This window comes from Flavobacterium panici, assembly GCF_024499525.1.
GTDB lineage: Bacteria > Bacteroidota > Bacteroidia > Flavobacteriales > Flavobacteriaceae > Flavobacterium > Flavobacterium panici.
Window position 1 is genome coordinate 3,078,973 of sequence record NZ_CP100437.1, and the last position, 23,207, is coordinate 3,102,179.

Genomic DNA, 23,207 nt, shown 5'->3' on the forward strand with positions numbered 1-23,207 from the left:
GAAAAACTTAATATTCTTAATGTCTTAATGGTGAAAAAATTACTTCACAAATTTTATAACCGCCATTTCTAATGCTAAAAATAACAGTGCAAAGATAACAAACCATTTCCAAATTTGGCTGTCAGTTCGCTCAGTTTGTAAGGTGTTAAAAATGGTCGAAATCGTATCGGCGGTTTTAAAATCAGAAACAACATTTGTATTTACCTGACTCAAATCACTTTCGGTTCTTTTGTAATTGAAACTCAAATTTTCAACCCATTCTTTTTTGTCAAAAATGCTGTAATTTCCAGCTGTTTCCGGGAAATCATTAAAAGTTAGTTTGACTTTATTATTCAAAATCTGCTGAATCGGAATAAATGAATCTTCTGTTCCTTTTACTTCCAGAATTGCATCTTTTGTCAATAAAACATCAACAAAATAAGGTTGATTATTTCCAATTGTTAAAGCATTTACACCCGTTTTTTGATTGTTCTGCGCCATTTTATAAAACAACGGAACAATTAAAGGTGATTGCTGAAAGTTTGAATTTACTGCATTTATTGGTGCCGAAAATATTGTAATTCCAGCCGTAGGATTTTGAATTGCTGTTACAAATGTACTTTGATCTTCATAAGATAAAACCGCAGGATATGGACTTGAAATATCAAATGAACTGTTTGTTTTTGGATATTGAAAATTTGTGATTTTATTCTCAAAAACTCCCGAAAACAAAGGATGATCAAAATTAATTTTGGTAATGAGTTTACTTTCTGTTTTAAGATTGTTAAACTGCACTTTTCCGAAATTCCCTAAAAAAGAATTTAAATTTGAAATCGAACTTTTTTCAGAAGGAATCACAACTAAATTTCCGCCTTTAGAAACAAACGCTTTCAAAGTCGTTTGCAAAGCCTGTGGAATTTCAACTAATTCGTTTAAGATTATTGTATTTTGTTTTTCTAAACTATTATAATCTAAAGAACTAATAGAGTAATTATTATAATTGAATTCGGCAGAAGTATAAATTCTCGATAAGAAATTACTTTTTTCAGGTTCGCCAATACTAATTACGTTTGTTTTTTTGTTTTTAGAAATGCTGAAAAACAATTTGTTATCATACGTTAAACCGTTGTCTTCTATAGAAACATATCCGTGAAAAGCTTCTTTTGGAATCGTGAAGTTGATTTTCTTTTTCTTCGCATCAAAATTGATAATTGTTTTGGCAATCAGTTTGTTTTGATTGTATAAAGCGGTCGAAATTGGTTTAAAATCTTCTCCGTAACCTGATAAATTTACACTTATTTCGTAGAAATTCTCTAAAGTCTGATTAATGTAAACGCTGTCAATTGAAACGTTATTTTTTTGCTCGGCTTCCGGAATTATGAAATAAGGTTTTTCTTTAGAATCAATGTTTTTAATATCGTTTTCAGTTAAACCAACGGCATCAGAAATAATGACAATATCTTTTTTATGTGCCGATTTATGCGCTTTTACTTTTGCCATAATCGACGAAAGTTCAAAAGGTGTTGCGCTGTATTTTAAATTCTGTAAAGCAGTTTTGGATGATTTTATATCGGTATTCCAGTAATTTTCGGTATTTGTCAGCAACGAAAATTGAGCCGTTTCGGGCGTATTTTCCAGTAATTCCTGAACGGTACGTTTTAGCAATTCTCCTTTTTTGCCTTTTGCCTGCATACTAAACGAATTGTCTAAAATAATATACATTTCGTTTGAAGCATTTTTACTGTCTTTAGCCTCAAAAAAAGGCTGTGCAAAGGCAATAATAGCGCACGTAAGCAATAAAAGACGAGTGGCAAGCAATAATCTTTTTTTGATTTTCGAGCTTTTACGAGTCTGAATTGCCAGTTCTTTTAGGAAACGAACATTGGTAAAATAAGAAGTTTTAAATCTTCGTAATTGAAATAAGTGAACCAAAATTGGAACAATCAATAAAAAAAGAAAGTATAGAATTTCGGGATGTTTAAAGTGCATTCTGGCTTCGATTTACTTCGCTACTTTTATTTTTCACGAAGATGCTGGTCAAAAATACAAATTTTTTGGTTGAACCATATAAGTTCATGTAAGAGATTATAAGTAAAAAATATTTAAGTGTTCTAAAATGAACTTATATCACTTATATGGTGAAAATCCTTTTTCAAAAATGTAACTTTTCTGGTTTTATTTGTAATGATCTGAAAGATATTATTGCGTATTTTAGCGTATTCAAAAAAACAAACTATGAAAAAAATATCTCTAATATTATTTTCAGCTTTCGCATTAACCACTGCAAAAGCTCAAAATAAATTTAACCTTTTAGTTGGAACTTATACGAATACATGCCAGAGTAACGGAATTTATGTTTATGAATTTGATGCAAATTCGGGCGAGTTTAAACTTAAAAGCTCTTCAGAAAATGTAGTGAGTCCGAGTTATTTATCGGTTTCGGCAGATAATAAATTTATTTATGCAGTAAACGAGAACGGGACACAAAGTACGGTAAGTGCATTTGGATATGATTCTGCATCTGGAAAAATTAATTTTTTGAATAAAAATGATGCGTTGGGAGCAGATCCTTGCCACTTGATAAATGATGATAAAAATGTAATTGTTGCCAATTATTCAGGCGGAAATATAGTAGTTTATAAAAAGAATACAGATGGAAGTATTTCTGAAGTACAGCAATTGATTCAGCACGAAGGAAAAGGACCAAACGCGGCGCGTCAGGAAAAAGCGCATGTGCACATGGTGGTTTTTTCTCCAGATAAAAAGTTTGTACTTTCTAATGATTTAGGTTTAGATAAAGTATTTATTTACAAATATAATTCTGCGTCTAAAAATGAAATCCTGACTTTAAAAGGAAGTGTTGACGTTAAACCAGGAAGCGGTCCAAGACATTTGACTTTTAGCAAAGATGGAAAATTTGTTTATTTAGTTCAGGAATTAGATGGTACGCTGACAACTTTTAGCTACGATAAAGCAGGAAGTTTAAAAGTAATTGCCGAAACCAGCATTTTACCAAAAGGCTTTAAAGGCGGAACTGGCGCAGCAGCCATAAAAATCTCACCTGACGGAAACTTTTTATATGTTTCTGATCGTGTAGATGCTAATGCAATTTCAGTATATAAAATCCTTAAAAATGGAAGTATTGAATTAGTAGAACAGCAAAGTACTTTAGGAAAAGGCCCAAGAGATTTTTCTATTGACCCAACAGGAAATTACCTTTTAGTTGGTCATCAGTACACAAATGACATTGTTATTTTTAAAAGAGATATCGCAACAGGAAAAATTACAGATACAGGAAAACGAATTCAATTGTGTTCGCCTGTAGGGCTGGTTTTTACGAAAATTTAATCTAAGTTGCTAAGGTTCTAAGATGCTAAGACACTAAGATAAAAGGCTCAATAATACTTGTATTATTGAGCCTTTTTAATTTTAAAAAAAAAACTTAGAATCTTAGTAACTTAGAACCTTAGAATCTAAAAATTTATTTATTGTTGTCTTTCCTCTTCTTATCTCTCGTTTTTAACATATTTCGATTGACAGAACCGTGGGTTTTCTTTTTTGTTTTTGAAGGGCCTCCTAAATTGACTTTTTTGTTCTTTTTAGATTTTTCATGAAAAGCTCCTTCTCCTTCAAGTTTTACTTTTTTCATTAAAAACTTAATAGGCTGTTTGTCTTTTTCAGGCTCAATTAATTTTGTTGAAACTTCGACTTCTTCAGGAAAATCAGTGATATCAAGTTCCTGATTCATTAAAACTTCGACTTCAATTTTAAATTCCTCTTCTCTTGGAGTTACAAAACTAATCGCTGTTCCAGTTGCATCTGCACGTCCTGTACGACCAATTCTGTGCATGTATAATTCTGGTTCTTCCGGAAGTTCAAAGTTAATTACGTGCGAGATATTAGAAATATCCAAACCTCTCGCCATAATATCAGTTGTAATTAATCCGCGAAGATTTCCTTCCTGAAATTCGGCCATTGTGCTCAAACGATAGTTTTGAGATTTATTCGAGTGAATTACTCCAAATTGTCCTTCAAAATCTTCTTCAATGCGTGTGTGCAACATATCCGAAATCTTTTTATTGTTTACGAAAACCAAAACACGATCCATGCTTTCGTCGTTTTGCAATAAATGTTTCAGCAGATTTACTTTTGTATTGAAGTTTGGAACGTTGTATGTAACCTGAGTAATTTTTTCAAGCGGTGTTCCTGATGCTGCAAGCGTTACTTCTTCCGGAAAATCAAAATAATCATTTAATATATCATCAACTTCATCTGTCATTGTTGCAGAGAATAATATATTTTGACGTTTGGTTTTCATCATCGCTAAAAGTGAAGTCAGCTGTGGTCTGAAACCAAGATTCAGCATTTCGTCAAATTCGTCAATTACTAATTTTTGAGTTTCATCAAAACGAACAACAGCGTCAAGCGCTAAATCCATTGTACGACCCGGAGTTCCAACTAAAATATCGACGCCTTCGTAAACGGCTTTTTTTTGTGTATTGATGTTTACTCCTCCATAAATACCAAGTGTTTTAACCGACATATATGCGGTTAATTTCTCCACTTCTTCAACAACCTGAACAACTAATTCACGGGTTGGAACAAGTACAACAATTTTTGGAGTATTGGTATTGGTGAATTTATAAAGCTTTAAAAGAGGCAGTAAATAGGCAAATGTTTTACCGGTTCCGGTTTGCGCAATTCCCATCATATCGCGTCCAGACATGATTACAGAGAAAGATTTTTCCTGAATAGGAGTAGGCGTAACAAAGCCTAATTCGTCAACAGCTTTTTGTAATGATTTTGGGAGATTGAATTTTTCGAAAGTGCTCATTTGCATTAAATTTTGTGCAAATGTACGTTAAAATGATGGTTTTTTGTTGATTTTGTAATTTTAGATAACGTTTTGTTGCTTTGTTTGTCACTCTGAGCGAAGTCGAAGAGCGTTCCAATTGGAATGAGGGCTTCGACTTCGCTCAGCCTGACAGCAGGAAACCTTAAATAAAATGTATAACTTTAAAGCTTAAAAACCTTCAAAAACGCCTAAACCAAATAAAGCAAAATCGTATTTTACAGGATCTGCAGCGTCCATTTTACGAAGTTGTGTATCTAATTCTAATAGAGCTTTTGCATCATTTTGCTTTCGCGAAAGAATTCCAAGTTTGCGTGCAACATTTCCGGAATGTACATCAAGCGGACAAGATAATACAGATGGAGAAATAGTTTTCCAAATTCCTAAATCGACGCCTTTTGTATCTTGACGAACCATCCAGCGTAAATACATATTGATGCGTTTTGCGGCAGAATTATTCAGCGGATCTGAAATATGTTTTTGAGTTCGTGGTAAATGATCGATTTCGAAAAAGATCTTTTTGAACTCGCTTATGCTTTTCTGCAGACTGTCTTTTTCCTGATTTTTGGCAAAAACAGCTTCTAGTCCGTTGTGGTTTTTGTAAATGTGCTGTAAACCTTTAATGAATCCGCCGAAATCTTTTCCGTTGAAAGTTCGGTGAACGAAGTTTTCTAAGTCAGCTAAATTATCTTCGGAATGCGACATGACGAAATCATAAGGCGTATTGCCCATTAATTCCATCATTTTATGCGAATTCTTGATAATCATTTTACGATTTCCCCAAGCGATTGATGCGCTTAAGAATCCTGCAATTTCGATATCTTCTTTTTGAGAAAACAAATGCGGAATCTGCACAGGATCACTTTCGATAAAATCCTGATTGTTATATTGAATGACTTTTTCGTCGAGAAATTCTTTGAGTTCTTTTTGATTCATTTGAAATGAAATGTTCTTGTTTATTCGAGTGTCCTAGCCCTGATGGGAGCGGCATCTCCCGATTTAGAAAAACAAGGCTTTTTAGCCGTAGTTTTTGTTTATCGGGAATATAGCGGACAGCAGGAAATAGCTCCTATAAATATTAATTACTAATTTGACCGTCGACCATAACTAATTTTCTGTCGGCCATATTGGCTAATTCTTCGTTGTGGGTTACAATTACAAAAGTCTGTCCGAATTCATCGCGAAGCTTGAAAAACAATTGATGTAAATTTTCGGCAGAATGTGTATCGAGATTTCCTGACGGTTCATCGGCAAAAATCACGTCGGGTTTGTTGATTAAGGCTCTTGCAACGGCAACACGCTGTTGTTCTCCGCCCGAAAGTTCGTTTGGTTTGTGATGAATTCTGTGCGATAAACCTAGATATTCCAATATTTTTTTAGCTTCTTTTTCGGTTTGTGCTTTTGGTTTATTGGCCATGAATGCAGGAATACAAACGTTTTCTAAAGCTGTGAACTCTGGTAATAATTGGTGAAACTGGAAAATAAATCCCAAGTTTAAATTTCTAAATTCAGATAGTATTTTGTCCTGTTTGCTTTTCTTTTTAAAATACCTGTTGTAGTAAATAAACATTAAAAGTATTGGTAAACACAAGATGCTAATTGTTGCTGATCGTAATGTTTCATCTAAGATTTTAGTCCTAAAAAACAATAAAAAAACTGCTAGTAATATAATATAAATTGAGCCTGACCAGGTTACTATTTTAAATGTTTTTTCTTCTTTTGAATTATCATTTTCAATATCCTGCAGTTTCAAAATATTTTCACCATTAATGGTTAATGATGATTCTGAGTTTCTTTCGGGTGTGTCTAAAGTTCCCAGAATTTGAAGTAAAGTTGTTTTTCCGGCACCGGAAGCTCCAACAATCGAAACAATTTCGCCTTTCTTAATATGTAAATCAACTCCTTTTAAAACTTCAAGTTTGTCGTAGAATTTATGTATGTTTTTTGCGTGTATCATTTAGTGAAACTGTTTTTACAAAGAAACGAAGAATCTATCGATATAAAAATGTGTTGTAACAGAATTTTATGAAGTAATTTTACGTTTACTTTTAATAATTCAATATTTGAAAAATGAGATTAAAAATAGTTCTGTTTGTATTTATATTTGGACTTGCTGCTGTTTTTGTTAGTGCAGGGCAATATTCTGATGATTTATTTTTGACTTATAAAGTTGATGTTAAACAGCAGTATTTAAGATTGTTTTGGAAAGACGAAAAAGGAAAACGGTTTGAAAGTATCGAGAATCTTAAACTCTATACTGCTTCAAAAAAACTTAAATTAGATTTTGCCATGAATGCAGGAATGTACAAGGCAGATCGTTCTCCTCAAGGACTTTATATTGAAAAGCAAAAAGTGTTATCTCCTTTGGATACCCTAAAAGCTGACGGAAATTTTTATTTAAAACCGAATGGCGTATTTTATATTACGACTAAAAAAACGGCGGTAATTTGTACGACAGAAAATTTCAGAAATAATAAAGAAATAGAATTTGCTACGCAATCTGGTCCAATGTTAGTTATTGATGGTCAGATTCATACTGCTTTTAAAGAAGGATCAAAAAATCTAAATATTAGGAATGGAGTAGGCATTTTGCCGAATGGAAATGTAGTTTTTGTGTTGTCTAAGAAAGAGGTCAATTTCTATGATTTTGCGAATTATTTTAAAACTTTAGGTTGTAAAAATGCACTTTACCTTGACGGATTTGTATCCCGTGCATATCTACCATCACAAAACTGGATTCAAACTGATGGAGATTTTGGTGCGTTATTTGCAGTAACTAGAAATAATTAAAAGGTGGAAATTTTGAAATTAAATTTTAATATTCAAATAAAATGAATTTGATGAATTATTTTTAATTTCGGAACAAACTCAAATCAAACTTAAAATGCAAGACCTAAAAGTTGTAGACGACAATAGAATGTCAAAATTAATTATTGGTTTAATTTTGGACGGAATTGGTATGATTTCTTTTTCGATTCCGCTTCTTGGTGAATTTTCAGATGTAATTTGGGCGCCAATCGCGGCTATAATTATGACCAGAATGTATAAAGGCAGAGTAGGAAAGTTTGCCAGCGTTTTAACTTTTATTGAAGAAGTAATTCCGTTTACGGATATCATTCCTTCTTTTACATTGACTTGGATTTATACTTATTTCTTTTCGAGTGAGAGAGTAAGAGAATAAATTTAGTTTTTGAATAAAAATCCTAATCCCATGTTTTTGAGCATTTTCTTTTCGAAGTTCCAAAAGAATCTAAACTGCCCAAACACAGTTCCTATTGCGACTAGTAAAACCTGATAAATTGGGAAAATTATAAGCAGTCGAATTAAGGTAAACCATCCTCCAAAATCTTCTTTGGTTATTCCCAGCCAAACGCAAAATGGTTTAGACAGCCAGGCAGAAGCCGATCCTGTGATGGCAAAAACGGTAAGTATTATAATGGCTTGTAGATTTGAGGAGATTCCCCAGCGTTCTTTTAATTTATTCATTGCTATTTGTAATGATTACAAATATAGTAATTATCTTGAAGGAACATACCCCCAAAGTTTTTGTTTGTAAGTATTTTGAAAATAAATCATGTAATTGTAAATTAGATAGTTTACTTCGTATCCGTAATGAATGTCAGGACGGTAATTAATCGACATTTCATATAAGTCAGGGCTATAACGCTGCGGCTGTAAAACTCTGCTGTTCCATTCGGTTACGTACAAATTATTTTTGTTTTCAAGATAGGCTAATGAATGGTAATTTCTAGGATAAGCTCTTGACGCCAGCCAGGTGCTAAAACCATTATCGATAATGATTACTTCATATTCCAGAGAATCGTTTGCAATTCTAACGGTATCACTTATTTTTTTGTTTGAAGCAGTAGTGTCTGCACTTGCAATATTCTTTGAAGTTGTAGAACAAGCAATTATTGTTAGTGCTATAATTAATATGGAAATACACTTTTTCATAACCCTAAAGTTACGAATTTTTTTTAAGGTTCACAGAGGCAAAGGTTCAAAGTAACAAAGGTTTAACTTCTTACTTATAAAAAATAAAAACTGATTACAATTTTGTAATCAGTTTTTAGAATTTTTCTTAAGGTCTTTGAACCTTTGTTACTTTGAACCTTTGTGCCTTACTATTTGCTTCCAAACAACTTCCCAATAAACCCGGCGATACCACCTTTGCTTTTGGTAACTACAAGTACATCTTGAACGTCTAGTTTTCCGTCGTTGTTTTGGTCAAGGCCAAATTGAGTTCCGTATTTTGAAATGGTATCCATGATTCCAGATGCTTGTCCGCTGTTTCCTGAGATTGAATTGATAATATCCGAAATTTGAAAACTGCTGTCGTTTGGATCTTTTGCTTTATTTACTAATGAACCTAAAATCTGCGGAATTAAGTTTGAAGCTACACCAGATGAATCAGCGCTGCTTAAGCCAAATTTTTCTCCCAAACTTCCAGACAATTGCTGCGAGATTTGCTGTACGACAGGATTTGAATTATCGATAGGAGAGTTTCCATTAAATAAACTAGCTAATTGTTCACCTCCGCCTTCTGAAGCAATCTTTTTTAAGCCTTCAAAAATAGAATTGCTTGTTTCGTTTATTACGGCTTCGTTATGCTCATTTGGGACAGCATTGTTGTTTACAACAGCATCGCCTCCGTATTGTTGTACTAATTGGGTTAATTGTTCAAACATAATATTTAGAGTTTAAATTACACGCCAAAACTAATAAAAAAGAAAGGGATTTACTACAAATTAGTAGTAAATCCCTTTAAAGATAGTTTATTTTTTAATTACTAGCTTAACAAAGTAATAATTTGTGAAGCTAATTCTGTACCAATTCTGTCTTGTGCTTCTCCAGTTGCAGCTCCAATGTGCGGCGTCAATGAAATTTTTGGGTGCATTAAAATTGTCATTTCTGGTTTTGGTTCGCTTTCGAAAACGTCTAAACCTGCAAAAGCAACTTTTCCAGAATCTAAAGCTTTTACTAAAGCTACTTCATCAATAACACCTCCACGTGCACAGTTTACGATTCCAACTCCGTCTTTCAAAAGTTCAAATTCTTTTTCTCCAATGATGTAACCATCCTGAGCAGGAACGTGTAATGTAATAAAATCAGACTCTTTAAATAAAGATTCTAAAGATTGAGAAACAATTGTAGTTGTAATAGACTGTCCGTCGAAAAATTCCACTTTTACATCTACCTGAGGAATAAAACTATCTGCAGCGATAACTTTCATTCCTAAACCAAGAGCCATTTTTGCAGTAGCTTGTCCGATACGACCAATACCAACAATTCCTAAAGTTTTCCCTCTTAATTCAACTCCGTTTGCGTATGCTTTTTTCAAACCGTCAAAGTTTGAATCTCCTTCAAGAGGCATATTTCTGTTTGAGTCATGTAAAAAACGAACACCAGAAAATAAGTGTCCAAATACCAATTCAGCAACAGATTCTGAAGATGAAGCCGGAGTATTAATTACATGAATTCCTTTGCTTTTAGCATAATCAACATCGATATTATCCATACCAACACCACCGCGACCGATGATTTTGATACCAGGACAAGCGTCGATAATATCTTTACGAACTTTAGTGGCACTGCGCACTAAAATTACGTCTACATTATTTTCATTGATAAAGTTAGCTACTTGTTCCTGAGCTACTTTTGTAGTTATAACTTCAAATCCACCTTTTTCTAAGGCTAGAATTCCACTTTTAGAAATTCCGTCATTTGCTAATACTTTCATTGTGTGATATTTTGTTTATTTGGTTCATCGTTTAATTGTCTAATCGATGAACCAAGTATATTGGGTTTTTCTTTTTGGTATTGTAAACTGGGACTGAGAACTAAACTTTAGACTCTAAAGCTTTCATTACATCAACTAAAACCTGAACACTTTCGATAGGCATAGCGTTGTAAATAGAAGCTCTGTAACCACCCACAGAACGGTGTCCTGGCAATCCAGAAATATTTGCAGCTTTCCATAAAGCATCAAAAGTTTCTGTATGATCCGGGTTGTTTAATAAGAAAGTAACATTCATTTTAGAACGATCTTCTACCGCAGCAGCACCTTTAAATAATGGGTTTCTGTCGATTTCAGCATAAAGTAAATCTGCTTTTGCGTTGTTTAATTTTTCAACAGCAGCGATTCCGCCTTTTTCTTTAATCCATTGTAAAGTCAATAATGAAACATATACAGAAAAAACAGGTGGTGTATTGTACATACTTTCTGCTTTGATATGTTTAGCATAATCTAACATACTAGGAATTGTTCTTCCATTTTTACCTAAAATTTCTTCTTTAACTACAACAAGAGTAGTTCCTGCAGGTCCCATATTTTTTTGAGCTCCGGCATAAATTAAATCAAACTTAGAGTAGTCTAATTGACGAGAAAAAATATCAGAACTCATATCGCAAACTACTGGAATATTAGTCGACGGGAATTCCTGCATTTGAGTTCCAAAGATGGTATTGTTACTTGTACAGTGAAAATAATCTGCATCAGCTGGTATTTCGTAACCTTTTGGAATATGTGTATAATTATCATCTTTTGAAGAAGCTACAACAATAGTTTCTCCAAAAAGTTTTGCTTCTTTAATAGCCGCAGTTGCCCACGTTCCTGAATCTAAATAAGCTGCTTTTCCGTTTTCTTTCAATAAGTTATAAGGAGCCATCAAGAATGCAGTACTTGCACCACCTTGTAAAAACAAAGCCTGATATCCTTTTCCTTCAAGTCCTAATAATTCTAAAGCCAGCGAACGAGCTTCATCCATAACAGCAACAAAATCTTTGCTTCGGTGCGAGATTTCAAGAATTGATAATCCTGAATCATTAAAATTTAAAATTGCTTTTGATGCCTTCTCAAAAACTTCCTGAGGTAAAATACTTGGTCCTGCGCTGTAGTTGTGTTTTTTCATGGTTGTTGTTAATAGTCGAAATTTTAAAAACGCAAATTTCGGCAATAGGAGCTGAAAAAGCGATAAATAATTCGAAATAATTAAACATTTTTTTACTTTGTTGTTAACAAAAACGTTATAGTATCAACGTTATCTGCATAATCCCACAATTGAGGATTTTGGGTTTGACCAAATGCAACACTATTTTCTGTTAAATCGCTGCTTACAATGCATTGAATTTGCTCTGCATCGGTTTCCAGACGCGATTTTAAATCTTCGAGATTTTCATAATATTCATAGAAAACGCTCGAAATAGGCGAGGCGTAGCTCGAATCTTCTTTTAAAGTCAAAAATCCGTTATCTAATAATTTGAAATTACTCATTAAGAAAACAGCTTTGTTGTAATCGTAATTATTTGCGTATTTCTCGTAATGAATAACATCCTGATATTTAAAAATAGCCTGAAAAAAAGCATCAAATGAATACCCTTTCGGAACAAAAAGTTTAGATACATTTCGGCATCCTAAACCAAAATATCTAAAAATATCTTCACCAAGAGCTTCTAATTCTTCGTGTGTTTCTTTTCCGTTTAAAACAGCAGCCGAATTTCTGTTTTTTCGAATGATGGAAGGTTTATCTTTAAAATAATATTCAAAATAACGGGCAGTATTGTTACTTCCGGTGGCAATTACAGTATCAAAATTTTCCAGTTTTCCATCCACGAAAGTGATTTTATCTTTTAAATTTTCATCAACAGCAATTAAATACTTTGCTAAAAATGGCAATAAATGCTGATCGTTTGAAGATGTTTTTACTAATGCTTTATTTCCGGTAATTAAAACAGACAGAAAATCATGAAAACCAACAAGCGGAATATTTCCGGCCAAGATTAAAGCAACTGTTTTTTCTTTTTTGTCATTTTGAGCAAATTCGGAAGAATATTGAGAAATCCATTTGTTTAGGTTTTCTTCTGTCAAAGCATCTGCCCAGGATTTTATTGCAAAATATACTTGTTCAGGCGTGTACCAGCCATTATGAGATTGTGATAAATGGATTAGTTTTTCGAAATCATCAAAAAAGATATCGTTATATAAAACGTCAGATTTTTGTACAGAATGTTCTTCTGAAAACTGACTTAGAAATTTTCCTAATTCAACAAAAACACTTTTTTTTGTTTCTAATGTCATAATGTTTGTTTATGAATTGTTTTGATTGTAATTTTGCACAAAAATAAGCATAATTAAGTCGAAAGTCAAAAGTCTTAAAGTCAAAAGGGAGAAATGTCTTTGATGTACTTTATTTTACTTTAAGACTTTAGAATTTTAACTTTAAGAAAAATAAAAAGATGGCAATTATTATAACTGACGAATGCATAAACTGTGGGGCTTGCGAACCAGAATGCCCAAATACAGCAATATATGAAGGAGCAGATGATTGGAGATATAAAGACGGAACAAGTCTAAAAGGAACTGTTATTTTACCTGATGGAACTGAGGTTGATGCTGATGATGCACAAACTCCTATTTCTGATGAGATTTATTATATCGTTCCCGGAAAATGTACAGAATGTAAAGGTTTTCATGATGAACCTCAATGCGCTGCTGTTTGTCCTGTTGACTGTTGTGTGCCGGATGATAATCACGTAGAAGATGAAGAAACCTTGTTGAATAGACAAGCGTTTTTACATGGAGATGAATAATCTTTGTAATATAGATATTAAAAGTCCCGAGCTCAAACTCGGGATTTTTTTTTGCTTTATTCGGAATGTTAAAAAGTTATTGCGTTGGTTTATAATATTTTATATTTTAGTGCTTATTTTTTTAATAAAAATTTAATACTTTAGGTGAAAATTTAATAAGCATATGAGGAAAATCATACTTTTATTTTTTGTTTTATTTAGTTTGACAGTTTTTTCGCAGGAAGAACAATATTCTATTGTAGTAAAAGATATAGAAACACAGCTTCCTATTGAAAATGCCACAGTTGTTATTCTAAAAACAAAACAAATATTATCCAGCAATAAAGAAGGTAAAGTTACTTTTATGCTTACCGGCGGTTCTAATGTACAGGTATCAGAAACCAATTATGAAACTCTAACGGTACGCTGGACATCATTAAACGGAGATCAAAAATTTATTGTTTATCTAAAAAGTAATAACAACAAACTAGATGAAATTGTTCTTTCTAAGCAGTCTCCACAAAAAGTACTTCAAAAACTTGTAGATAATTCATCAAAAAAACTGGCATCATCTTACAGACTAAAAGTGTATGTGAGAGAGTTTTTTATGCTTGATAATAAATATTCTTATTTTAATGACGGATTGGTTAATTTTCAATTTTCAGGAAGTCCTTCGACAACGCTTTTGGTAGAGCAAAACAGATCTTATGGCTTGCTGGAAACAGATGTAAGCGCAGATTTAAGAGGTTATGATTTGAATAATATCATGAAAAATTATAATGATTTTAAATATTTTGATCCGCTTTTAGATCCAAAAGCGAAAAAAGAATATGATTTTATTATCCGAGGTCATGCTAAAAATAAGGATTATTATGTAATGTATATTACGCCTCTGGATAAAGCAAAAGAGGCTATTGACAACTTTGAGATTGTTTATGATCCTGAAAAGAAGCTGATTATTGAGTTTAAAATCGATATTACACCGCAGAATCTTGATAAACTTGAAGAAAAGGCCGATGTGAATTCTAAAAATATTACAAGATCATTTATTAATGTTGATTATAGGGTAGACGGGGAGAATTATTATTTATTGAGTTCAAATGAAGAAATAGCTTATAATCTTATTTTGAAAGACCAGGTAAAGAAAATTCAGGTTCGCAATAGTTTTATTACGACAAATTTCAACAGACAAAATTTTACGTATAAAGAAAGTGATGTTTTTAAAGAGAAATCACTTTTTAATAAAAGAAATAAAATATTGACCAATTACTGGGATATTTCAGGATTTGTTGCAACTGATGAAGAAAAGGCAATTATTACTTCTTTGGATTATAAATTGTGAGAGAGTAAAGAGTAAAGAGTAAAGAGTAAAGAGTAAAGAGTGAGCTGTTAGTAGTTTATTTTTATTAGTATAAAAAAATCCTGAACTATTGTTCAGGATTTTTTGTTTTTAGTATTGTCAGGCTGAGCGAAGTCGAAGCCCTTTTTTCTTTTAGAAATTAAACCCAAGCCTTGCATAGTAATAAGCTCCGCTGAAACCCATTTGTACAGCATCCCAATATCCACCAGCTTCAGTATTTCCTTGTTCGTCTTGTTTTGTTGGATAAACATTAAACAAGTTGTTGCTTCCAAGGCTTAATTTTAAGCTTTTAGTCACTTGATATCCTACCGTTAAATCGGTAACTAATCTTGGGTTGTAAACATCATCTTCATCAGCATAATCAACCAAAACCACTTTGCTGAAACGAGTAAAAGCTAAACCTGCATCAAACTTACTTTTTGAATAATTTAAGTTTAAACCAAATTTATTGTCTGGTGCAGAAGCTAATAAGAATGCTTTCTCGCGTTTTCCGAAGAAAGTAGCTTCATCTAAATCGCCATTTTTCACTTTGTCAATTTTCATATCGTTGATGTTTCCAACTAATGTTGCTCCAAAAGTTCCAAAATCATACGTTTTTTTCCATGATAAAACTAAATCCAGACCGTGTGTACTTGTATCAACTCCGTTAGCAAAAAACTGCGCTTCAGAAACTCCAAGATTTAAAGCACTTGCGTCAAAATATCCGGTAAGCACAATACGATCTTTTACTTTAATATAATAACCATCAACCGTTGCAGTAAAATCTCCAAAAGAAGCTGTGAAACCTAAAGAAGCATTTTCGGCTTTTTCTTCGTTTAATTTACCAATTCCAAAAGCTCTTGTAATTTCACTGTCATTTGGTGCCAGTAAAACCTCCGTTGCTCCGCTTGCATTAAAGTTGGTAAAACGTAAGTTATAATAAATTTGAGCTAAAGAAGGCGCACGGAAACCAGTACTCACAGAACCTCTTAAGTTAAAATGATCACCAAGTTTTAATCTCGAGGCTAATTTTCCGTTTACAGTACTTCCAAAATCGCTGTAATTTTCAAAACGAACCGCTGCGTTTACCATAAAAGCTTTAGTTACGTCTAACTCTCCATCAGCATACAAAGAGAAGTTCGTGCGGCTTTCGTTAACTTCATTTGCAGGACTGTAACCTGGAAAACCTTGAGAACTTCCCGGTCTAGGATTCCCTGAAATAGGATCAATTGGGGCACTTTGAGTTGTTGGATCTGTAATTGGCACTCCATTAGTGTCATAAGTAGTGTAAGAACCTTCTTCTCCAGCAAAAATTTCAAATTTCTCTACTCTAAATTCAGTTCCAAAAGCGATGTTGAAACCGCTAAGAACACTATCGTAATTTTTAGAAATATCAAAATTGGTAGTGTTTTGAAGCAAACTATGTCCTCCCGCGTCAAACTCGTGTGGAGATTTTTCTTCAAGAGAAGCATTTATAGTTCCTTTAATGTCATACTGGAATTTATTTTTTCCGAAAGTATTACTCAAATCAAATTTCCATCCTCCGCCAGATTCAGTCTTAATTCCTGCAGCGATTGAATTATCATTAATTTTTGATGTAATTCTAGGCGTATAACCACCCGGATAAACAGACTCTACAACTCTTTCTCCATCATTTCTGGTAAAAGCATACGCATCTGTATTTCTAAAATTACTTCCTCCAAAAGCATAAAACTCCGTTTTGTCAGCAATTGGAACAGCAAAATTGGCAAACAAATTTACCCCTTGCATTTCGGCATCACCAAAACCTTTTCTAAAATCATAAGCAGGTCTTAAAGTTTTATTTTTATTTATAAATTCACCAGTAAAGTTTGCATATCCGCCTTTAGTTCCTAATGCAACACCATAATTCGCCGCAACTCTAACAGAACCTCCGTCAAAATCCTGATCTTTTCCGTATGAATTTCCGTTTCCGTCTTTATCTAATCGGTATCCTTTTGTGTTTGGCGTTCCAGGAAGGAAATCACCTTTTGCATGCGTATTAAAAACACCATAAGTTACAGATCCTGTAAGTTCATTTACATTATCATTTGTAATAATATTGATAACTCCGGCAATGGCATCAGAACCGTATTGGGCAGAAGCACCGTCACGCAAAATTTCAATTCTTTTAATAGAAGCAGCCGGAATTGCATTTAAGTCAGTTCCTGTATTTCCACGTCCTCTTGTTCCAAATAAATTGATTAAAGACGATTGGTGTCTTCTTTTTCCGTTAATTAAAACCAAAGTCTGGTCTGGTCCCATACCTCTTAAAGAAGCCGGATCGACGTGGTCGGCACCATCAGATCCAGATTGTTTATTGGCATTAAAAGATGGAGCAACATATTGCAGTAACTGATTGATTTCAATTTTTCCACTTTGGGTTGTAACGTCTTTTACATTAATAACATCAATAGGAACGGCAGAATTTACAACAGTTCTTTTAGTACTTCTGGAACCTGTTACGACTACATCGCTCAAAACCTGTCCGCCGCTTTCGTCTAAAGTTACATCTACTTTATCGCCCGAAGCTGATTTTTCGACTGTTCCAAAGCCTACATAGCTAAAAACAAGAGTAGCGCCTTCTTTAACTTTGATTTTATAACCACCTTCAAAATCAGTAGAAACACCATTCGAAGTTCCTTTTTCTACAATATTAACACCGGGAAGCGGTGTTCCGGTTTTATCCTTAACGACGCCCGAGACTTCTTTTTGAGCAAAAAGAAACGCTGAATTCAGCAGTAATAAAAATAATGCAATCTTTTTCATGTTGTTGGTTTTTTGTTTGGTTTTTTGTTGATTACTTTTATAAAAGTAATATTTTTTAACAAAAACTTAATAATAAGTTTAAAAATTTTTAAGAATTACCCTAAAATTATATTAATGCACATTTTTACTTCGCTTACGAGGTATTAAATCTTATATTTGCAAAATTTTAAAGCCAAAAAATATCATTTTGGCAGAAACAAAAAAACTCACGTAAATCATAATCCATTAAAATAGAGAGTTAATGGTGGGACTTTGATAAATTCAAAGCCCAATAAAATAAATAGAAACAACAGATGAAAGCAGGAATTGTAGGATTACCAAATGTTGGAAAATCAACATTATTTAATTGTTTATCTAATGCAAAAGCGCAGAGTGCAAACTTTCCGTTTTGTACAATCGAACCTAATATTGGTGTTGTAAACGTTCCGGATCCGAGAATTAACAAATTAGAAGAATTAGTAAAACCAGAACGCGTACAAATGGCAACTGTAGATATCGTAGATATTGCAGGTTTGGTAAAAGGAGCAAGTAAAGGTGAAGGTCTTGGAAACCAGTTTTTAGGAAACATTAGAGAGTGTAATGCTATCATTCACGTTTTACGTTGTTTTGATAATGACAATATTGTTCACGTTGACGGAAACGTAAATCCAATTCGTGATAAAGAAACGATCGATATCGAATTGCAGTTAAAAGATTTAGAAACAGTTGAAAAACGTTTAGAAAAAGTAAATCGTGCTGCAAAAACAGGAAATAAAGAAGCGCAAACTGAAAAGGCACTTTTAGACAGAATTAGAGAAGCATTATTACAAGCTAAATCTGCGCGTACAATTACTCCTCAAGGTAATGACGAAGAAGTTCTAATGGAATCTTTTCAATTAATTACTGCAAAACCAGTTTTATATGTTTGTAATGTTGACGAAAGTTCTGCTGTAAACGGAAATAAATATGTTGACCAGGTTCGTGAATTAGTAAAAGATGAAGATGCAGAAGTTATCATTCTTTCAGTAGGAGCGGAAGCTGATATTACAGAATTAGAAAGCTACGAAGAGCGTCAGGTTTTCCTTGAAGATATGGGATTAACAGAGCCGGGAGCGTCAGTTTTAATTCGTGCGGCTTACAAATTATTAAAACAACAGACTTATTTTACAGCTGGTGTAAAAGAAGTTCGTGCTTGGACAATCAATATTGGAGCAACTGCGCCGCAAGCAGCAGGAGTTATCCATACTGATTTCGAAAAAGGTTTCATCCGTGCCGAAGTTATTTCATACGAAGATTACGTTCAATACGGTTCTGAAGCAAAAGCAAAAGAAGCTGGGAAATTTAAAGTTGAAGGAAAAGAATATGTTGTAAAAGATGGTGATGTAATGCATTTCCGTTTTAACGTTTAATTTTTTTTAAAGAAGATAGAATAGATTATAGAGAATAGACTAAAACTGCTGGAGGAATTCAGCAGTTTTTTTATGCTTTAAAACTTGAACTCTCTAGTGTCAGGCTGAGCGAAGTCGAAGCCCACGCAAGAAGCTCCACAAAGTATTGCCAATCTTTGCGGGCTTCGACTTCGCTCAGCCTGACAAAAAGGAGAATAAAAAAATCCGTGTAAATCCGCGCTTTCGCGAAAGCGAATCAGTAAAATCCGCGTGCCATTTCGCAAGCAATTTACAGCAAACAAAATTTTTGGCTCAAAAATTGGTTACAGAAAAATTACCAATTACTAATCTAAAATAAACTAATCAAAATGCTAAAAAAAACTTTCAAAATTTTAAAATGGACATTTATCGGAATCTTTAGTTTTCTTGTCCTTTATGTATTATCTGTTTATCTGATTTCTAAAATTACCGTTAATTCAGATGTCGCTCAGGTCGAAGAGCAAAATGCCGTTCCTATTTACATTCTTTCAAACGGAGTTCATACGGATATTGTCGTTCCCATAAAAAATGAAATCAAAGATTGGCGAAACGAGATTCAGTTTAACCAAACACAATCAAAAGATTCATTAATGAACTTTATTGCTTTTGGCTGGGGCGACAAAGGTTTTTATTTAGATACGCCGGAGTGGTCAGATTTAAAAGCAAGTACAGCCTGCAAAGCCGCATTCGGAATCAGTTCATCGGCAATGCATACTACATTTTTTAAACAATTGAGAGAAGGTGAGGATTGCAAACGCATTTTGATTTCAAAAGAAAATTATCAAAGTCTGGTTAATTATATTTCGGATAGTTTCAGCGATCCAATTCATCCAGAATGGATAGAAGGTCACAGTTATGGAAAAAAAGATGCTTTTTATGAAGCAAAAGGAAGTTACAGTCTTTTTTATACTTGCAATACCTGGGCAAATAATGCTTTAAAAGCGGCAAATCAAAAAGCAAGTTTGTGGACAGTTTATGATAAAGGGATTTTTTGTCATTATAAATAAAACTGGATATGAAAAAGCTAATTTTAATATTCGCTTTAATAACTGTTTTAAGTTCTTGTAAAAAAGCAGATGCGGAAGCAGTAGAAGTTTGTGATGGTTGTTTGACTTTTTACTTTGAAAATCCACAACCTATTAATGATTCTGAATTAAGAGGATTTCCATCTAAATTTAAAGGATTATATATGAATAACGATTCTACTTACATTAGAATTGAAGAAGACAGAATTTTAAGGGAGTATTTTTATAAATATAGATTTCATAAATACTTTTTAGACTCTTTAAAACAGAAGTATGAGGTTGTCAATGATCAATTGATAGATAAAGAAACAAAGGAAAAATTTGATTTTTATTTTAAAGGAGATTCCATAGAAATGGTAGAAAAAAGTATTGATACCATTTTTAGGTTTTCGCTTAATCAAAAAGCAAAACGCATTGATGGGCAGTTAGTTTTAAGTACAAGAGATTCGATATTTTGGGATATAAAAACCATAGCTTTAGAAAAAAATATACTGAAAATTAAGCATATTTATTTACGTGACGATTTAACTAAGCTTGATTCAGTTACTTTGATTAAAGGCAAAATGTTAGATTCAACTTCATATTTGATAAAACCAACACGACGTGAATTTAAAAATATTCTGAAAATAAAAAAAATAGGAACTGATCAGGAATATGATAAGATTCGAGATAATTAACATGGAAAAAATATAAAATCTGGTTAAAAATCAAGAATCAAAAATTTTTCATTATTGCGTAAATTTGAGAGAATATCAAAAAATCAGAAAATGAAAATCAAAAATATATTCTCCAAGACATGGTTTCTATTAAAAAACACGTTTTTAGAATTTAACGATGATAATGCCATTAAACTTAGTGCGGCACTTGCATACTATACCATATTTGCATTGCCGCCTTTATTAATTATTATTATTACAATTTGTGGTTTCTTTTTTGGAGAAGAAGCTGTAACGGGAGAATTGTACGGACAAATTAATGGTTTGGTAGGTAACGGCGCAGCAAGTCAAATTCAGGAAGCTATTAAAAATGTACAATTATCTGGCGATAATGTTTTTGCAACTGTATTTGGAATCATAATGCTATTAATTGGGGCGTCAGGAGTTTTTGCTGAAATACAAAGTTCGATTAATTTTATTTGGGGATTACGTGCAAAACCAGATAAAGGAATTAAGAAATTTATTCAAAACCGCTTAATGTCATTCTCAATGATTGCCTCAGTTGGTTTTTTAATGCTGGTCAGTCTTTTTATAAGTACAACTTTAGACTTACTTAGTTCACGTTTAAAAGTTTATTTTCCAGAGAGTACAGTTTATTTATTTTATATAGTGAATATAGTTATTGTACTGGCAAGTATTACCACTCTTTTTGCTATTATTTTTAGAACATTACCAGACGGAAAAATCAAATGGAAAGATGCTTTTATAGGATCTGGAGTTACAGCTGTACTTTTTATGATTGGTAAATTTGCCATCGGTTTTTATTTAGGAAGTTCAACAGTGGCCTCTGTTTACGGTGCTGCAGGATCTGTGATAATTATTTTAGTTTGGGTTTATTATTCGGCAATTATTCTGTATTTTGGAGCAGAATTTACCAAAGTATACGCAAAATCTTACGGAGGTAAAATTTATCCAAATGAGTACTCGGTAGAAATAGCAAAAGAAATTTACGAAATCGACGAGACAAAAAAAGAACCAATAGAAGAAAAATTACAAAAAGAAAAACCATGAAAATTATCGCCTTTGGAGGAAGTAACAGTCAGCATTCGATCAATAAAAAATTAGCCGCTTACGCAGCAGGTTTATTCGAAAATGCTGATGTCGAAGTTTTAGATTTAAACGATTACGCAATGCCATTATTTAGTGTTGATCTTGAAAAAGAAGTAGGACAGCACGAACTTGCAAAAGCATTTCTTGCGAAACTTGCCAGCGCAGATATTTTAGTAGTTTCTCTTGCCGAGAATAATAATAATTATTCATCAGCATTCAAAAATTTATTCGATTGGAGTTCCAGGATTAAGAAAGAAGTTTTTCAGCAAAAACCAATGTTATTACTAGCAACTTCGCCTGGATCAAGAGGAGGCGCTTCCGTTTTAGAAATTGCGCGAAATGCTTTGCCAAGATACGGAGCTGAAATTAAAGGAACTTTTTCATTACCAGCATTTGGCGCGAATTTTGATTTACAAGAAAATAAAATTTCTAACGTTGAGTTAGATAAAGAATTGAAAGATATTATCAAATCAAATTTTTAAATGCCACAAAAAAAGATTGCCCTTATATTCCTTTTGTTGAATAGTATTTTTTTGAATTATACTTTCGCACAAAAAATTAGTGAAGTAGATAAAATCGTTGCAAAATATCCAAAAAGTTTTGCAACCACAGAAAAATTAGCGGAAAGAATTGAAGAAGACTTCAATTCTGATTATGACAAGGCACGAGCAATTTACAGCTGGATTGCCTTCAACATAAGATATGATTACAATGCCTTTTTGAATCCGCCGAGAACACAGGGATTTAGTTATTCTACCGAAGCCGAAAAACAACGCAAAATTAAAGAACTAAATGACAGATTATGGCAAAAAGCCTTTAGTTCGAAGAAAGCTGTCTGCGAAGGGTTTACGGCTTTATACCAGCATTTAGCAGAATTAACAGGATTAAAATCTGAAATAATCAGAGGAGATTCTAAAATTTCATTAAGAGATATTGGTCGAAAAAATACTTCTTCAAATCATGCATGGAATATTGTTTTAATTGACAGAAAATGGCGTTTGATCGATGTGACTTGGGGACAAGGTTATTTTGATAATAGCAAAGGCAGAATGGTAAATGATTTTTCATCAGTTTACTTTGATACAGACCCGGACTATTTCTTCGCTAAGCATTTCCCTGATTCCGGTTCTTATTTGGGAGATAAATTAGATAAAGATGCATTTCTTAACGGACCTTTAATTTATAATAAAACAATCGAGAACGATTTTAAAATTAAATCTCCAACTACCGGAATTATCGAAGCTAAATACGGAGATAAAATTGATGTTGAAATTAAAAATGTAAAAAAATCAGATCAGGTTCTTTATTTAAATAAAAGGAATCAGCCCGTTTTGATTAAAAACGCAAAAGAAAAAAGAGGCGGTTTAGAATTTCAAATTCCCTATGACAATAATATTGGTGAATACGTTACAGTTTTTGTAAACACAAATAGTATTGTTTCTTTTAAAGTTATTCCAAAATAAAGTCAACATTGTTTATTGGCAG

At 32.9% G+C, this 23,207-nt stretch carries 21 protein-coding genes and 2 pseudogenes; 11 read left to right on the forward strand and 12 right to left on the reverse strand.

What is annotated here, in order from left to right; all coding sequences use genetic code 11:
- Nucleotides 1-39: 39 nt before the first annotated feature.
- Nucleotides 40-1,968 (reverse strand): BatA domain-containing protein, encoded by a 1,929-nt coding sequence (locus NLJ00_RS13145; protein WP_256634070.1) that lies wholly within the window; start codon nucleotides 1,966-1,968, stop codon nucleotides 40-42.
- A gap of 246 nt (nucleotides 1,969-2,214) precedes the next feature.
- Here NLJ00_RS13145 and NLJ00_RS13150 point away from each other — a divergent pair, with 246 nt between their 5' ends.
- Nucleotides 2,215-3,327, forward strand: a complete 1,113-nt coding sequence (locus tag NLJ00_RS13150; protein ID WP_256634071.1) for a lactonase family protein — start codon at nucleotides 2,215-2,217, stop codon at nucleotides 3,325-3,327.
- 133 nt (nucleotides 3,328-3,460) lie between these two features.
- Here NLJ00_RS13150 and NLJ00_RS13155 read toward each other — a convergent pair whose 3' ends face one another.
- The 4 genes and pseudogenes from NLJ00_RS13155 to NLJ00_RS25100 all read right to left on the reverse strand — a co-directional run.
- The gene (locus tag NLJ00_RS13155; RefSeq protein ID WP_256634072.1) at nucleotides 3,461-4,813 is read right to left on the reverse strand and encodes a DEAD/DEAH box helicase; all 1,353 of its coding nucleotides are present in this window, start codon (nucleotides 4,811-4,813) and stop codon (nucleotides 3,461-3,463) included.
- A 189-nt stretch (nucleotides 4,814-5,002) separates the two neighbouring features.
- Nucleotides 5,003-5,767 carry a TIGR02757 family protein gene (locus NLJ00_RS13160; protein WP_256634073.1) on the reverse strand — a complete coding sequence of 255 codons (765 nt, stop codon included), beginning with the start codon at nucleotides 5,765-5,767 and terminating at the stop codon, nucleotides 5,003-5,005.
- Between the two features lie 142 nt (nucleotides 5,768-5,909).
- Nucleotides 5,910-6,359, reverse strand: a pseudogene (locus NLJ00_RS25095) (ABC transporter ATP-binding protein); the annotation flags it as partial.
- 204 nt (nucleotides 6,360-6,563) lie between these two features.
- Nucleotides 6,564-6,788 (reverse strand): annotated as a pseudogene (locus tag NLJ00_RS25100) (ATP-binding cassette domain-containing protein); the annotation flags it as partial.
- 113 nt (nucleotides 6,789-6,901) lie between these two features.
- Between NLJ00_RS25100 and NLJ00_RS13170 the strand changes: the two are divergent.
- Both NLJ00_RS13170 and NLJ00_RS13175 read left to right on the forward strand, forming a co-directional pair.
- Nucleotides 6,902-7,621 (forward strand): phosphodiester glycosidase family protein, encoded by a 720-nt coding sequence (locus tag NLJ00_RS13170; RefSeq protein WP_256634075.1) that lies wholly within the window; start codon nucleotides 6,902-6,904, stop codon nucleotides 7,619-7,621.
- Between the two features lie 94 nt (nucleotides 7,622-7,715).
- Nucleotides 7,716-8,012, forward strand: coding sequence for a hypothetical protein (locus tag NLJ00_RS13175; protein WP_256634076.1), 297 nt, complete (start codon nucleotides 7,716-7,718; stop codon nucleotides 8,010-8,012).
- 2 nt (nucleotides 8,013-8,014) lie between these two features.
- Here NLJ00_RS13175 and NLJ00_RS13180 read toward each other — a convergent pair whose 3' ends face one another.
- The 6 genes from NLJ00_RS13180 to NLJ00_RS13205 form a co-directional block, all read right to left on the reverse strand.
- A complete protein-coding gene (locus NLJ00_RS13180) occupies nucleotides 8,015-8,317 on the reverse strand; it encodes a DUF6787 family protein (RefSeq protein ID WP_256634077.1) in 303 nt (100 codons plus the stop codon).
- 30 nt (nucleotides 8,318-8,347) lie between these two features.
- Nucleotides 8,348-8,785: a DUF6146 family protein gene (locus tag NLJ00_RS13185; protein ID WP_180861330.1), complete on the reverse strand. Its 438-nt coding sequence runs from the start codon at nucleotides 8,783-8,785 to the stop codon at nucleotides 8,348-8,350.
- A gap of 170 nt (nucleotides 8,786-8,955) precedes the next feature.
- Nucleotides 8,956-9,519 (reverse strand): DUF937 domain-containing protein, encoded by a 564-nt coding sequence (locus NLJ00_RS13190; RefSeq protein ID WP_256634078.1) that lies wholly within the window; start codon nucleotides 9,517-9,519, stop codon nucleotides 8,956-8,958.
- Nucleotides 9,520-9,620: 101 nt separating this feature from the next.
- Entirely contained in the window at nucleotides 9,621-10,571 is a 951-nt protein-coding gene (locus NLJ00_RS13195; RefSeq protein ID WP_053473689.1) for a D-2-hydroxyacid dehydrogenase, read from the reverse strand.
- A gap of 100 nt (nucleotides 10,572-10,671) precedes the next feature.
- Nucleotides 10,672-11,742, reverse strand: coding sequence for a 3-phosphoserine/phosphohydroxythreonine transaminase (serC, locus tag NLJ00_RS13200; protein WP_180861327.1), 1,071 nt, complete (start codon nucleotides 11,740-11,742; stop codon nucleotides 10,672-10,674).
- A 92-nt stretch (nucleotides 11,743-11,834) separates the two neighbouring features.
- Nucleotides 11,835-12,908 carry an acyl-CoA reductase gene (locus NLJ00_RS13205; protein ID WP_256634079.1) on the reverse strand — a complete coding sequence of 358 codons (1,074 nt, stop codon included), beginning with the start codon at nucleotides 12,906-12,908 and terminating at the stop codon, nucleotides 11,835-11,837.
- Between the two features lie 158 nt (nucleotides 12,909-13,066).
- Here NLJ00_RS13205 and NLJ00_RS13210 point away from each other — a divergent pair, with 158 nt between their 5' ends.
- On the forward strand, nucleotides 13,067-13,420 hold the full coding sequence (locus NLJ00_RS13210; protein ID WP_056206329.1) for a 4Fe-4S dicluster domain-containing protein: 354 nt from the start codon (nucleotides 13,067-13,069) through the stop codon (nucleotides 13,418-13,420).
- Between the two features lie 163 nt (nucleotides 13,421-13,583).
- Nucleotides 13,584-14,741, forward strand: coding sequence for a carboxypeptidase-like regulatory domain-containing protein (locus NLJ00_RS13215; RefSeq protein ID WP_256634080.1), 1,158 nt, complete (start codon nucleotides 13,584-13,586; stop codon nucleotides 14,739-14,741).
- 150 nt (nucleotides 14,742-14,891) lie between these two features.
- Here the strand turns inward: NLJ00_RS13215 and NLJ00_RS13220 are convergent, their stop codons facing one another.
- Nucleotides 14,892-17,525, reverse strand: coding sequence for a TonB-dependent receptor (locus tag NLJ00_RS13220; RefSeq protein WP_256634081.1), 2,634 nt, complete (start codon nucleotides 17,523-17,525; stop codon nucleotides 14,892-14,894).
- Nucleotides 17,526-17,818: 293 nt separating this feature from the next.
- On the opposite strand from NLJ00_RS13220, the gene ychF reads away from it, so the two are divergent.
- From ychF to NLJ00_RS13250, 6 genes are all read left to right on the forward strand, one after another.
- Nucleotides 17,819-18,913 carry a redox-regulated ATPase YchF gene (ychF, locus tag NLJ00_RS13225; RefSeq protein ID WP_180861318.1) on the forward strand — a complete coding sequence of 365 codons (1,095 nt, stop codon included), beginning with the start codon at nucleotides 17,819-17,821 and terminating at the stop codon, nucleotides 18,911-18,913.
- Between the two features lie 347 nt (nucleotides 18,914-19,260).
- Complete coding sequence (locus tag NLJ00_RS13230) at nucleotides 19,261-19,938, forward strand: TIGR02117 family protein (protein WP_180861316.1); 678 nt, start codon at nucleotides 19,261-19,263, stop codon at nucleotides 19,936-19,938.
- An 8-nt stretch (nucleotides 19,939-19,946) separates the two neighbouring features.
- Nucleotides 19,947-20,633, forward strand: coding sequence for a hypothetical protein (locus tag NLJ00_RS13235; protein ID WP_256634082.1), 687 nt, complete (start codon nucleotides 19,947-19,949; stop codon nucleotides 20,631-20,633).
- Nucleotides 20,634-20,723: 90 nt separating this feature from the next.
- Nucleotides 20,724-21,683 (forward strand): YihY/virulence factor BrkB family protein, encoded by a 960-nt coding sequence (locus NLJ00_RS13240; protein WP_053473681.1) that lies wholly within the window; start codon nucleotides 20,724-20,726, stop codon nucleotides 21,681-21,683.
- Complete coding sequence (locus tag NLJ00_RS13245; RefSeq protein WP_256634083.1) at nucleotides 21,680-22,204, forward strand: NADPH-dependent FMN reductase; 525 nt, start codon at nucleotides 21,680-21,682, stop codon at nucleotides 22,202-22,204. The genes NLJ00_RS13240 and NLJ00_RS13245 overlap by 4 nt, the downstream gene beginning before the upstream one ends.
- Nucleotides 22,205-23,185, forward strand: a complete 981-nt coding sequence (locus NLJ00_RS13250; RefSeq protein ID WP_256634084.1) for a transglutaminase domain-containing protein — start codon at nucleotides 22,205-22,207, stop codon at nucleotides 23,183-23,185.
- The last annotated feature ends 22 nt before the right edge of the window (nucleotides 23,186-23,207 follow it).